This is a genomic window from Microbacterium sp. NPDC058062 (genome assembly GCF_042885375.1).
Lineage (GTDB): Bacteria > Actinomycetota > Actinomycetes > Actinomycetales > Microbacteriaceae > Microbacterium > Microbacterium trichothecenolyticum_C.
The window spans coordinates 26,649-39,484 of record NZ_JBHVSC010000002.1 but is presented as its reverse complement, the minus strand read 5'-3'; the positions used below and the strand labels follow the sequence as shown (position 1 = coordinate 39,484).

Genomic DNA, 12,836 nt, shown 5'->3' with positions numbered 1-12,836 from the left:
GGCATTCTCATAAGTTCACGCCGCGTCATCCTCAGCGTTCGCGCGTGCGCCGGCCACCCGACGGCAGATCCAGCAGGAACGTCGTGCCGGCGGGCGACGTGTTCTCGACACGTACGCTGCCGTCGAAGCGCGTGACGATGTCGCGCACGAGCGCGAGGCCGAGCCCGAAGCCGCGTCGCCCGTCCTCGCTCGGAGCGTCGTTCGAGCGCGCGAAGCGGTCGAACAGTCGATCGGGATCGATGCCGGCGATGCCGCTGCCCTGATCGACGACCCTGATCTCGACGTGGCGACCGGCGGGTCGTGCGTGGACGGCGATCGTCGAGCCGGCGGGCGAATAGCGCACCGCATTGTCGAGCAGCGCCATCAGCGCGCGCGTCAGCGACGTGTGGTCGGCGGCGACGTGCAGATCGGCGGATGCCTCGGCGACGAGCGCGACGCCGCGCTCGACGGCTCTCGGCTCGATGACGGCGATCGCGTCGTGCGCGGCGGCGGCGACCGATGCCACGGCGTCGTCGTCGCCGGCGCGGGCGCCGGCGGTCTCGGCCGTGAGCAGCAGGTCGGTGAGCACCGCGTCCATCACCGCCGCGTCGCGGCGCAGATCGGCGAGGACGGCGTCGACGTCACCACCGCGTTCCACCCGATAGTGCGCGAGCTGGATGCGGCTCGTCAGGGTGGTGAGGGGAGTGCGCAATTCGTGGCTGGCATCGGCGACGAAGGTGCGCTGCACCTCGAGGGCGTCCGCCAGCGGCTGCGCCGCCCGCTTGGAGGCCCACCAGGCGACGAACCCCAGCGCGACGACGCCGATCAGCCCGATGAGGATCGCGAGGGGAACGACGTCGTCGAGGTCGATCACCCGATCGCCCGGTCCGTCCCAGCCGCCACCGCCCGGGCCGGGGTGCGGCGGACCGTGTTCGGGGCGTGAGGTCGCGAACATCACGGCGACGATGACAGCCGTGATAATCGCGACGACCGCCGCCGCGGCGACGGCCACCCACACCCCGGCACGCAGGGCAGCCTGCTGCACGCGCCGCCGGTCGGCGGCGGTCGCAGCATCCGTCCGCTCGCTCATCGGGGCGTCCCGCTGCGATACCCGCGCGCGCGGACGGTCTCGATGATCTCGGGCGTCGACTTGCGGCGCACGTAGTGCACGTAGGTGTCGACGGTGGTGGCCGAGCCGCCGGGGAACACGTGCGCGAGGATCTCGTCGCGCGAGAACACGTGCTCGGGGCTCGAGGTCAGCAGTTCCAGCAGCTCGGACTCCGCCTGCGTGAGCGGGATGCGGCCGTCGGCCGGGGAGTAGAGCGCCTGCGAGGCCGGGGTGAACACCCAGTCGCCGAGCTCGCGGCGATCGCCGGCTCCGCGCCCGCGGCGGAGCGCGCGCAGCCGGGCGCGCAGCTCGGCGAAGTCGAACGGCTTCACGAGGTAGTCGTCGGCGCCGGCGTCGAGCCCGGTCACGCGGTCGTCCACCGCGCCGAGCGCGGTGAGCATGAGTGCGGGCGTCGCGATGCGCGCCGTGCGGACCGCGCCGACGAGCTCGACGCCCGACATCCCAGGCAGACGGCGATCGACCACGATCACGTCGTAGCGGCGACCGAGTGCAAGGCGCAGGCCCTCCTCGCCCGTCGCCGCATGGTCGACGTCATATTCGTCGCCCAGCATCTCGACGACGATGCCGGCGATCTCGGCCTCGTCCTCGACGTACAGCAGGCGCGGCGCGAGCGACGGCGGAGACGACGAAGAGGGCACGTCCACAGTCTGGACGTGCCCTCTTCGAGGCTGTCAGGCGAGCCCTATGGATCGCCTATGAGGTTCGCGGCGGTGATCAGTACCAGCCGGTCGACTGCGAGTGGCTCCACGCGCCGCAGGGGCTGCCGTAGCGGCCGGAGATGTAGCCGAGGCCCCACGCGATCTGCGTCGCCGGGTTGGTCTGCCAGTCGGCGCCGGCGCTGCCCATCTTGCTGCCGGGCAGGGCCTGCGGGATGCCGTAGGCGCCGCTGCCGCGGTTGTAGGCCTGGTAGTTCCAGCCCGACTCCTTGTTCCAGAGCGACACGAGGCAGCCGAACTGATCGTCGCCCCAGCCGTAGCCTCCGAGCATCGATCGAGCGGTCGCCTGGGCGTCGGCCGGGCTGGTGCCGCCCACGGCCCCGCCGGTGGCGAACACCGGCGCGCCGCCGCCGGACGAACGCGGCGCCGACGACTTCTTCGCTGCGGCGGCCGCTGCGGCCTCCTCGGCGGCCTTGGCGGCTGCGGCGGCCTCGGCCTCCTTGCGGGCCTTCTCCTCCGCCTCGCGCTGCGCCTTCAGCGCGATCGCGGCGTCGAGCTTGCCGCGCAGTCCCTGCGCCTGCTCGTTGACCGACGCGGTGAGGGTGGTCACCGCATCCGAGACCTCGGTCGTGTACTCGGCCGGGAGCGACTGCGCGCGCTTCAGCTGAGCGACGGCGCCCTCAAGCTCCGTGGTGTCGACGGTCGTGTCGGGCGTGCCGACGTCGAGGCCCGACGCGGCGATGTCGGACGAGACGGTCGTCGCCGCGGACATCGCGGCGCTCGCGTCGGCCACGGTCTTGTCGAAGTCGCTCGGCGCGGCAGCGGCCTCCGCAGTGACGGAGCCGGTGGAGTACGAGGCCAGCGCGAAATCGGTCAGCGAACCAGAGGCCTCGGCCTGCGAGGCGGGGGTCGCCGTGCTGAACGCGGCGGTGGCCAGCACGCCGACCGCAAGTGTCGCCGCGACCAGCACCGGGCGGCGGCGGAGGCGGCGTTCGGCGCGGCGGAGAGTGCGACGGGCGGGCGATGACGACGTGTGGGAGCGCATGTAAGACCGGGTTCCGTATCAGCGAAATGCGCCTTCGGGAGGCGCGTCGTGACCGTTCGGGCGGGCACAAGTCCCCGAGTCTCCCGGGCCTTTCTGGATGCTTCCGGTGCGTTACCTGAACGTTACATGTGAGTGGAATGTTCGAAAAGGCCAGATCAAAGGGCCGTATCCCGGTCCGCGGGGCCGCCTGGGAAGGTCCTCCGAACTACGATCGAAGCACCCGTCGCACGTCTACAGGAGGCTCATCCGTGCCCTCGTCCACCGCTCCCCCCCGCTCCGCAGCCCTCGCGCACGCCGACGATCTCGCCGCGTTCGTGGCGGCGTCGCCGTCGAGCTTCCACGCCGCCGCCGAGGTGGCGAGCCGTCTCGAGGACGCGGGGTTCACGCGTCTCGATGAGGCCGCAGGCTGGCCGGCGCCGGCCGGCGGGAAGTACGTGGTGGTGCGCGACGGCGCGGCGATCGCGTGGGTCGTGCCCAAGGGGGCGACGGCGTCGACGGGGGTGCGCATCTTCGGCGCCCACAGCGACTCGCCGGGGTTCAAGCTCAAGCCGAAGCCGACCACCGGAAAGCTCGGCTGGCTGCAGGCCGGCGTCGAGATCTACGGCGGCCCGCTCCTGAACTCGTGGCTCGACCGGGAACTGCGTCTGGCGGGTCGCATCGTGCTCGACGACGGCACGGCCGCGCTCGCCGCGACCGGCCCGCTGCTGCGGCTGCCGCAGCTCGCGATCCACCTCGATCGCGAGGTCAACGACCACCTCGCCCTCGACAAGCAGTCGCAGACCCAGCCGGTGTGGGGCCTCGGTGAGGCGGAATCCGCCGACATCCTCGGCGAGCTCGCCCGCGAGGCCGGCGTCGACGCCGCGCGCATCCGGGGCTACGACGTCGTCACCGCCGACGCCGCGCGCGGTGCGACCTTCGGCCGCGACGACGTGTTCTTCGCGTCCGGCCGCCTCGACGATCTCGCGTCGGTGCACGCCGGCGTCGTCGCGCTGGAGCGCGCGGCGGACGGGCACGACGCCGACCACATCGCGATGCTCGCCGTCTTCGACCACGAGGAGGTGGGCTCGGGCACCCGGTCGGGTGCGGCCGGCCCCTTCCTCTCGGACGTGCTCGAGCGGCTGTGGCTGTCGCTCGGAGCGGATCGCGAGCAGCAGCTGCGTGCGCTCGCCGCGTCGTGGTGCGTGTCGAGCGACGTGGGCCACTCGGTGCACCCCAACTACGCCGACAAGCACGACCCCGTCGTGCAGCCCGTGCTCGGCTCCGGCCCGATCCTCAAGATCAACGCGAACCAGCGGTACGCCACGGATGCCGCGGGTGCGGCCGCGTGGAACGGCTGGTGCGCCGCGGCGGGCGTCACGAGCCAGGAGTTCGTCTCGAACAACGCGGTGCCGTGCGGCTCGACGATCGGCCCGATCACGGCGACCCGTCTCGGCATCCGGACTGTGGATGTCGGCATCCCGATCCTCTCCATGCACTCGGCACGCGAGCTCGCCGGCGTGAGCGACCTGTGGGACCTCGCCCGCGTTGCGGAGACCTACTTCCGCGGCTGACCCGTCGATACAGCCGCGGAGGTCTTCGACGGCACGCCGGGCGATGGATGCTGCGCCCCGGCGTGTCGCGCAGGACCTCCGATTCTGTGCGCGAGGTCAGGGGCGCGGGGCGGTGCGCACAGAATCGGACCTCTTCGACGGCACGCCGGGACACGGATGCTGCGCCCCGGCGCGTCGCGAGAACCTCCGATTCCGTGTCCTGCCGTCAGGGGCGGCGGTGCGCACAGAATCGGACCTCTTCGCCGACACGCCGGGGGATGGATGCTGCGCCCCGGCGCGTCGCGCAGGACCTCCGATTCTGTGCGCGCGGTCAGGTTCCGGCCGCGCCGAGCGCGAGGTACTGGTGCGTGAACGCGATCGCCGCGCCGCCCTCGCCCACGCCGGCGACGACGCGCTTGACCGACCCTGAGCGCACGTCGCCGATCGCGAAGACGCCGGGCACGGTCGTCTCGAGGGCGAACGGGCGGCGCGCCTCCCGCCACGACCCCGACTCCGCCGCATCCGTTCCGGTGAGCACGAATCCGCGCGCGTCGCGCGCGATCTCCGCCGAGAGCCACGCAGTCTCCGCGTCCGCGCCGATCATGACGAAGAGCACGTCGACGTCGCGCTCCGCGACGGTGCCCGTCCGCCGGTCGGCGATGTCGGCCGCGCGGAGCGCATCGGCGCCGTGCAGTCCGACCACCTCGCTGCGGGTCTCGACGCGGATGGCCGGGATCGCCGCGATCTGGTCGATGAGGTAGCGCGACATGCTCGCCTCGAGCGACTCGCCGCGCACGAGCATCGTGACGGACCGTGCGTGCCGGCTGAAGAACAGTGCCGCCTGCCCGGCCGAGTTCCCGGCGCCGATGATGCAGACGTCCGCACCCTGCGCCACCGCCGAGTCGCTGCGCGCGGCGCCGTAGTAGACGCCGCTGCCGAGGAACCGTTCGACCCCCTCGACGGGCAGCGTGCGCCACACCACGCCCATCGCGAGGATGACGACCTCGGTGCGCACGACGTCGCCGCCGTCGAGGGTCAGCTCGCGCGTCTCGGGGTCCAGCGCTTCGACCGTGCGCGTCACCACGATCTCGGCGCCCAGCCGCTTGGCCTGCGTGAAGGCCCGTCTCGCGAGGTCGTCGCCCGAGATGCCGAACGGGAAGCCCGTGTAATTCTCGATCCGCGTCGAGGTGCCCGCCTGGCCGCCAGGGGCGAAGGTCTCCACGACGAGCGTCCGCAGCCCCTCGGCGGCGGCGTTCACCGCGGCGGTGAGACCGGCGGGGCCGGCACCCAGGATCACGACGTCGTAGTGGCCCGCCGCGGGCGTCACGTCGAGCCCGACCGCCTCGGCGATCTGCCGCATCGTCGGATTCTCGAACCGCGCTCCGTTCGCGAGCTCCAGCACGGGGTACTGGGAGGCGTCGGCGGCGGCATCCACGTCCACGCGCTCGAAGTCGACCTGGTTGCGCGTGAGGAATCCGATCACGCGATGCGCTCGGGCGCTGCGCCGTGGATGGATGAGCCGGACCTCGTACTCGTGCTGCTCGGCGGCCATCGTCTGCAGCGAGTCCAGGTAGCGCCGCGCGAGCCCCGCGACCCGGTCGGGCACCGACGGCGCGGCCGCCGCGAGGGAGTAGTAGACCGCGGGCTCGAGCTTGAGCACCCGCGTCGGCTCCCCGGCGCGGCCGCTCGCCGGAAACGGCGTGCTGAGGGTCATCGGGACCTCGCCGAAGAACTGGCCCGGCCGGCGTGTGCCGATGACGCGCTCCTCGCCGTTGACCATCTTCGTGATCTCGGCCAGCCCCTCGACCACGACGAACAGGGCCCGAGCGTCGCCCTCGTGCGCGAAGTACTCGCCCGTCACGAGCCGGATGTCTTCGACCGCGCCGGCGAGGTAGGCGAGGGCCGCGTCGGGCACCTCGGCGAAGACGTGCAGGGCCCGCAGGCCTTCGACGGTGATCATGCGGCTCCCCAGCAGCGCAGGCACACGGGGCGCGGTGCGCCCGATGGCGCCGGTGCGCCACGGGGCGAACGTAGCGGCACGGCCGAGCGGCGGTCAACAGGAGGTTCCCTCAGCAGCGACCGCGTGTCGTCGATGCGGCGTAGCCTGAACGGATGCCGCAGCCGTCGACTCCGCAGACCGGCGAGGCACGTCCGGGTCATGCCCTCGGTGCGCGTGCCCAGCTCGCCGCGCTCGCCGACGCGTCCGCGACCGGCGCGGGCGCGCTGCTCGACCTGCCCTCACCGGCCGATCCCCGCCCGGCGGCGGTGCTCATGCTCTTCGGGGTGCTCGACACGCTCCCCAGTGACCACGACGCGCAGGCCCACGCGGTGTCGCGAGACCTCGACGTTCTGCTCCTGTCGCGCGCGACCACGCTGCGCGCGCACCCGGGCCAGGTCGCGTTCCCAGGCGGCCGTCTCGATCCGGGCGACGACGGCCCCGTGGCCGCGGCGCTGCGCGAGGCGCATGAGGAGACCGGCCTCGACCCCGCCGGTGTGGAGGTGCTCGGCGAGCTCATCGACATCCCCCTCGCCTTCTCGCAGCACGTGGTGACTCCGGTGCTGGCGTGGTGGCGGCATCCGTCACCGGTCCGCGTCGTCGACGAGGCGGAGTCCGCCGACGTCTTCCGCGCGCCCGTCGCCGACCTGCTGAACCCGGGGAACCGGGGCGTCACGGTGATCCGCCGCGGCGGCCAGGAGTGGCGGGGCCCGGGATTCCTGGTGCGGCATGCGACCGGAGAGCACCTGGTGTGGGGGTTCACCGGTATGGTGCTCGACGCGCTGTTCGACCGCCTCGGCTGGACCGAGCCGTGGGACGAGGAGCGGGAGCTCCCCCTCACGGTTCCCGACTGACGACGGGCCGTCAGCGGTAGCGGTAGTGATCGGCGCTGCTGTTCACCCAGGTGATGAAGCGCCGGGCCTCGGCATCGCGCGCCGGCGGGAACGGCACGACCCACAACTGCGAGCCGGCGACCACGAGGTGTGGCGCGGCACGGTTGATCGCACGGCTGAGCGTGCGCGGCGTGATGGGACCGGCCGCCGGCCCGAACATCCGCCGCTCGACCGCCGCCTTCGTGAACTCCGGGCGTCGCAGCAGCGCATCGCCCGAGTCCGCCGAAGCGGCGACCTCGCTCACCGGCTGGCTCAGGTCGCCGAGGTGGATCCACCTGCCGTCGATGACCACGCCGGCGAAGTCCTGCTCCTGGCCGCTGTACCGCACCTCGCCGGTCCAGCGCCGGCCGTCCCACCAGCGGGTGCGCCCGCGCTGGTCGTCGTACCAGCCTGGCTGCGCCGGGCCGGAGGCGGCGGGGCCGGCGTCCGTCCGCAGCTCGGTGTCGCGCTCGCGCAGGTCGATGTACTGGTCGGTCCAGTGCGTGCCGTCCCACCAGCGCTGCTTGCCGGAGCCGTCGTCGTACCACCCCGGTGCGGGCTGCGTCGCCATGGTCCGAGCGTAGTTCGTGCCCGGGCGGTGTCCAGCCGGAGCGGTTATGCTCGACCCGTGCATTTCTACTTCTTCATCTGATCCGACGGCGCGGCCACGCCCGCACGTCGCTCGTCGAGTCATCCGAGCGACGCGTGCCCGCAGCATCCGGCCCTTCCCGGGCCTTCCGTCAGATCATCCGCACGCGCGCGCCTCCGGGCTCGGCGTGCCCGCAGAGACCTCGGTCTCGGAAGTGGACACACCACATGCCTTCCCTCACGCACACTCCTGCGCGCGACCGCGCGCAGCTCACCGCCGCGCGCGTCTCGTTCTCGCGTGCGGGCAACCGGATCCTGAACGACGTCGATCTCGTGGTCACGCCCTCCTCGCGCATGGCGATCGTCGGCGAGAACGGCCGCGGCAAGTCCACGCTGCTGCACCTGCTCGCCGGCGTGCTCGTGCCCGACGCGGGCGACATCGCACGCGTGGGCACCCTCGCGCTCGCCGAGCAGGAGATGCCGAAGGGCGATCGCCGGACGGTGGGAGACGCCGTGGCCGAGGCCATCGCGGACGCCCTCGCCGCTCTCCATGCGTTGGACGAGGCATCCGTCGCCCTCAGCACGGATGACCCGACGGGCGCCGCCGCCGACGCGTACGCCGAGGCGCTCGACCGCGCCGTCGCGCTGGACGCCTGGGACGCCGAGCGGCGCGTCGAGGTCGCGCTCGAGGCGCTCGGTGCCGAGACCGACCGCACGAGGCCGCTTGCGGAACTCTCCGTGGGGCAGCGCTATCGCGTGCGTCTCGCGTGCCTGCTGGGCGCGGACCACGACTTCCTGCTGCTGGACGAGCCGACCAACCACCTCGACCGGCACAGCCTCGACTTCCTCACGGCGCAGCTGCGCGCGCGGGCCGGCGGCATCGTCGTGGTCAGCCACGATCGTGCGCTGCTCGCCGATGTGGCCGACACGTTCGTCGACCTCGACCCGACGTCCGACGATCGTCCGCGCGTGTACGGCGGCTTCGATGCCTACCGCGAGGGGCGCGAGGCCGAGCGCGAGCGCTGGGAGCAGCTGTACGACCGCGAGCAGGCCGAGCGGACACGGCTGCAGGATGACCTGAGCGCCGCGCAGAACCGGCTCGTGACCGGCTGGCGGCCGGAGAAGGGATCGCCGAAGCACGGCCGGGCCACCCGCGCCGCCGGCATCACGCAGACGGTGCACCGCCGCCGCACCGCGCTCGAGGCGCATGCGGTCACCGTGCCCCCGCCGCCGATGCGGTTCGCATTCCCGGCGATCCCGTCCCGCGGTGGGGCGGTGCTGCTGGTCGCCGAGGACGTGCATCTGGACGGACGGATGCCGCGGCCTGTCTCGCTGGTGCTCCACAGCGGCGCGCGGGTCGTCGTCACCGGCCCCAACGGCGCCGGCAAGTCGACGCTGCTGGCGGCGCTGGCCGGCGCCGTCGACTCCCACGACGCGGACGCCGCGGGCCCGGAAGGGGGTGCTCGGGCGGGCGCGGTGCGCCGGGGCGGCAGCATCCGTCTCTCCCTGCTGCGTCAGGAGTCCGTGCTCGATCCCGACCGGCGTGCGTCGGAGCTCTACGACGAGCGGATCGGGAAGGCGGTCGCGTCGGGCGCGCTCGCGGCGTCGCAGGCGACGGGGCTGAGTGCGCTCGGGCTGCTCACGTCGCGGGAGACCGGGCGCCGCGTCGGGCAGTTGTCGATGGGGCAGGTGCGCAGGCTCGATCTCGCGCTCGCCCTCGGGGTGCGCCCGCACGTGCTGCTCCTCGACGAGCCCACGAACCACCTCTCGTTCACGCTCGTCGACGAGCTGACGGCGGCGCTGCAGGCGACGGATGCGGCCGTGGTCGTGTCCACGCACGACCGGCAGCTGCTCCGCGACGTCGGCGAGTGGGACCGCATCGACCTGGGGGTGCGCGTGTGACGCCGTTCGACCCTCGCCCTGCGGGGCCACGGCAGACTGGAGCCATGCCCCACGTCGACGACATCGTCCCCGCTGACCGCCGCCACCTGCTCGAGCTCCCGGTGTACGCGCACCTCGGGACCATCCGGCCCAACGACACCGTGCAGGTCAACCCGATGTGGTTCGAGTTCGACGGCGAGCACGTTCGGTTCACGCACACGAACTACCGGCAGAAGTACCGCAACCTGCAGCACAACCCGTCGATGTCGCTGTCGATCATCGACCCCGACTCGCCCTTCCGGTACCTCGAGGTCGCGGGCAAGCTCGTCGACGTCGTCCCCGACCCCGACGGCGCGTTCTATGTGCGGCTGCAGAACCGCTACGGCAACCCGAGCTCGACGCCGCCGCGCGACAAGGAGGACCGCGTGATCCTCGTCATGTCGATCGACCGCGCGACCCAGCAGTAGAGCTCGCAGACGAAGAGGGGGACGGATGCTGCAGCCGCAGCATCCATCCCCCTCTTCTGTTCGTCGGGTCAGGCGTTGACGCGCGAGGCCTCCACGGCGGTGCGGAGGCCCTCGGCCACCGGCGTGGTGGGGCGGCCGAGGAGGCGCGCGAGCGTCGGGTCGGCGTCGGCCAGGACGCCGCGCGCGATGCCGGCCTCCATCTCGGCGACGAAGCCGACCGTGCCGGCATCGAGCCCCGCCTCGGCGAGGGCCGCCTCGAGCTGCTCGCGAGAGACCGGCACATAGGCGACCTCGCGGCCGAGCACCTCGGCGGCCGCCGCGGCGAGGTCGGCGTACGACACGGCGGTATCGCCCGAGAGCTCGTACGTGCGGCCCAGGTGGCCGTCCTCGGTGAGCACGACGGCCGCGGCCTCGGCGTAGTCGGCACGGCTCGCGGCGGCGACGGTCGCATCGCCGACGGACGCGGCGACCACACCGGTCTCGGCGGCGCGCAGCACGTCGGGCGTGTAGTTCTCGGTGTACCAGTTGTTGCGGAGCACGACGGCGGGCACGCCGCTGGCGGCGAGGTACTCCTCGGTCGCCTTGTGCTCGGGCGCGAGCACGAAGTCGACGGAGTCGGCGTGCGCGAGGCTGGTGTACACGACCTTCGCGGTGCCGGCGGCCTTCGCCGCGTCGATCACGTTCACGTGTCCCTCGTAGCGGCGGCCGGGCTCGGATCCCGAGATGAGCAGCACGGCGTCGACGCCCTCGAGCGCAGCGGCGACGGTCTCAGGAGCGTTGTAGTCGAGCGGGACGACACGGATGCCGCGGTCCACCAGGTCCGCGACCTTCGAGGTCGTGCGGGCGCCGGCGACGATGTCCGCCGGGGCGACGCCGCGCTCGAGGAGCGCATCGATGACGAGGTGGCCGAGCTGTCCGCCGGCGGCGGTCACGAGGATGGTCATGGGTGTCCTTTCGGTGGGGAGGCGCTCGGGGCGCGCTCACCGGACGCCAACGTGCTCGGAGCCCGACAGCATTCCAGTCGGAGGGTACCCACTTTGAGGTAAGGTACCCACGTGGTGGTGAGTTTTGCGGAAATCCGGGCAGAGATTCCCGGCGTCTTCGACGAGGCGTGCCCGACGCGGGTCGTCCTCGACCACGTCATGAGCAAGTGGGGTGTGCTCGTGCTCATGGCCCTCACCGAGGGCACGATCCGGTGGGGCGAGCTGCGTCGCACCGTCGAGGGCATCAGCGAGAAGATGCTCGCCTCGACGCTGCGCACGCTCGAGAAGGACGGCTTCGTCGCGCGCACGTCTTATCCCGAGGTGCCGCCGCGCGTCGAGTACTCCCTGACACCTCTTGGCGACGAGCTGATGGAGCGCATGATGCCGCTCATGGCGTGGATCGGCGTCCACGCGGGCGACATCGTCGAGCGCTGAGACGCCCCGGGCTGCCCGCCTGCCAGGATGTCGGCATGGCGACCGTCCTCTTCTGCCCCGTGACGTTCAACCTCGCCGAGGTGACGCGCATGATCGAGGTGGCGCGGGCCCTCGATCCCGCGCATCGGCCCGTGTTCATGGGGTACGAGCCGGACTTCGCGCACCTGATCACCGACGCGGGCTTCGACTACCGCTCGACCGAGCCTTCGATGAGCGCCGCGCAGCGCGAGCAGCTGATGCGGTTCGACCAGGGCAAGACGCTGCGCAGTCCGCTCACCGACGAGCTGGTGTCCGCGCGGGTGGACGCCGAGCGCGCGCTGATCCGGCAGACGGATGCCGCAGCCGTCGTGATCGGATCGAACGTGACGTCGATGATCTCGGCGCGGGCGGAGAAGGTGCCGTTGTTCTATGCCGTGCCGTTCGCGCTGACTCGCCCGCAGGTCGCCCAGACCGCGCGACTCGGGATGGTGCGGGGGAGCGGCCGGATCGCCCACGCGCTCGACCGCGTGGCGACGAGCGCGCTGCGCCTGGCCTACAACCGGCTGCCGCTCGCGCCCCGGGCGTTCGGCCGGGTTGCGAAGGCCAACGGCGTGCCGCCTCTCACGACCGTGGTGTCGCTGCTCGAGGCCGACCACAACCTGCTCACCGTGATGCCCTGGGAGCTCGAGGGCTACACGCTTCCCGCCGCCTACCAGCGGGTCGGGCCGATCTTCGCCCACATCGACGCGCCGATGCCGCCCATCGTGACCGAGCTCGCGGAGCGCTCCGAGCCGCTCGTCTACCTCGGGCTCGGCTCGTCGGCGAACCGGGAGATGGTGCTCGCGGCCGCATCCCAGCTGGGGACGCTCACCGTGAACGTGATCGCGCCGGTGCAGCACTACCTGCGAGACGACGACGCCCTGCCTCCGAACGTCCACGTGACCGGGCTCCTGCCGGCGCACCGCCTCGGCGGGCTCGTCGACGCGGCGGTGCTCCACGGCGGGCAGGGAACCGTGCAGACGGCCTGCGCTGCCGGAATCCCGTTCGTGGGCATGGGGCTCCAGCCCGAGCAGGTCTGGAACGTCGACCAGTGCGTCAGGCAGGGCAACGCGCTCGCGCTGACGCCGAAGCAGGCGGGCACGCCCGCGCTCGCGGACGCCGTGCGGCGGCTCCTGGCAGACGAGGGGATGCGCACCGCGGCCGAGCGCGTGCGCGCCGCCTCCGCGAACGAGGACGGTGCTGCAGCATCCGCTCGCGTCATCGAGAAGAACATCGCGACGCGGGCCTGACCGCCCGC

At 72.6% G+C, this 12,836-nt stretch carries 12 protein-coding genes; 6 read left to right on the top strand and 6 right to left on the bottom strand.

Annotation, left to right across the window (positions count from 1 at the left end):
• Nucleotides 1–31 precede the first annotated feature (31 nt).
• The 3 genes from ACFVSU_RS04825 to ACFVSU_RS04815 all read right to left on the bottom strand — a co-directional run bounded on the left by ACFVSU_RS04825 (nt 32) and on the right by ACFVSU_RS04815 (nt 2,809).
• A complete protein-coding gene (locus ACFVSU_RS04825; protein ID WP_387138852.1) occupies nt 32–1,069 on the bottom strand; it encodes a sensor histidine kinase in 1,038 nt (345 codons plus the stop codon).
• Nucleotides 1,066–1,746, bottom strand: a complete 681-nt coding sequence (locus ACFVSU_RS04820; RefSeq protein WP_387138849.1) for a response regulator transcription factor — start codon at nt 1,744–1,746, stop codon at nt 1,066–1,068. The genes ACFVSU_RS04825 and ACFVSU_RS04820 overlap by 4 nt, the downstream gene beginning before the upstream one ends.
• A 76-nt stretch (nt 1,747–1,822) precedes the next feature.
• Nucleotides 1,823–2,809 (bottom strand): lytic transglycosylase domain-containing protein, encoded by a 987-nt coding sequence (locus ACFVSU_RS04815; RefSeq protein ID WP_387138846.1) that lies wholly within the window; start codon nt 2,807–2,809, stop codon nt 1,823–1,825.
• A 248-nt stretch (nt 2,810–3,057) separates the two neighbouring features.
• On the opposite strand from ACFVSU_RS04815, the gene ACFVSU_RS04810 reads away from it, so the two are divergent.
• The gene (locus ACFVSU_RS04810; protein WP_387138843.1) at nt 3,058–4,359 is read left to right on the top strand and encodes a M18 family aminopeptidase; all 1,302 of its coding nucleotides are present in this window, start codon (nt 3,058–3,060) and stop codon (nt 4,357–4,359) included.
• A gap of 310 nt (nt 4,360–4,669) precedes the next feature.
• Here ACFVSU_RS04810 and ACFVSU_RS04805 read toward each other — a convergent pair whose 3' ends face one another.
• Nucleotides 4,670–6,298, bottom strand: coding sequence for an FAD-dependent oxidoreductase (locus ACFVSU_RS04805; RefSeq protein WP_387138840.1), 1,629 nt, complete (start codon nt 6,296–6,298; stop codon nt 4,670–4,672).
• 152 nt (nt 6,299–6,450) lie between these two features.
• Here ACFVSU_RS04805 and ACFVSU_RS04800 point away from each other — a divergent pair, with 152 nt between their 5' ends.
• Entirely contained in the window at nt 6,451–7,188 is a 738-nt protein-coding gene (locus ACFVSU_RS04800) for an NUDIX hydrolase (RefSeq protein WP_387138837.1), read from the top strand.
• 10 nt (nt 7,189–7,198) lie between these two features.
• On the opposite strand, the gene ACFVSU_RS04795 is transcribed toward ACFVSU_RS04800, so the two are convergent.
• A complete protein-coding gene (locus ACFVSU_RS04795) occupies nt 7,199–7,777 on the bottom strand; it encodes a DUF2510 domain-containing protein (protein ID WP_387138834.1) in 579 nt (192 codons plus the stop codon).
• A 245-nt stretch (nt 7,778–8,022) separates the two neighbouring features.
• On the opposite strand from ACFVSU_RS04795, the gene ACFVSU_RS04790 reads away from it, so the two are divergent.
• Both ACFVSU_RS04790 and ACFVSU_RS04785 read left to right on the top strand, forming a co-directional pair.
• The gene (locus tag ACFVSU_RS04790; RefSeq protein ID WP_387138831.1) at nt 8,023–9,696 is read left to right on the top strand and encodes an ATP-binding cassette domain-containing protein; all 1,674 of its coding nucleotides are present in this window, start codon (nt 8,023–8,025) and stop codon (nt 9,694–9,696) included.
• A gap of 44 nt (nt 9,697–9,740) precedes the next feature.
• Nucleotides 9,741–10,142, top strand: a complete 402-nt coding sequence (locus tag ACFVSU_RS04785; RefSeq protein ID WP_310284930.1) for a PPOX class F420-dependent oxidoreductase — start codon at nt 9,741–9,743, stop codon at nt 10,140–10,142.
• A gap of 68 nt (nt 10,143–10,210) precedes the next feature.
• Here ACFVSU_RS04785 and ACFVSU_RS04780 read toward each other — a convergent pair whose 3' ends face one another.
• On the bottom strand, nt 10,211–11,086 hold the full coding sequence (locus ACFVSU_RS04780; protein ID WP_387138827.1) for an SDR family oxidoreductase: 876 nt from the start codon (nt 11,084–11,086) through the stop codon (nt 10,211–10,213).
• Nucleotides 11,087–11,197: 111 nt separating this feature from the next.
• Here ACFVSU_RS04780 and ACFVSU_RS04775 point away from each other — a divergent pair, with 111 nt between their 5' ends.
• On the top strand, nt 11,198–11,560 hold the full coding sequence (locus ACFVSU_RS04775) for a helix-turn-helix domain-containing protein (RefSeq protein WP_310245260.1): 363 nt from the start codon (nt 11,198–11,200) through the stop codon (nt 11,558–11,560).
• A 35-nt stretch (nt 11,561–11,595) separates the two neighbouring features.
• Nucleotides 11,596–12,828, top strand: coding sequence for a glycosyltransferase (locus tag ACFVSU_RS04770; protein ID WP_387138823.1), 1,233 nt, complete (start codon nt 11,596–11,598; stop codon nt 12,826–12,828).
• Nucleotides 12,829–12,836: the final 8 nt, after the last annotated feature.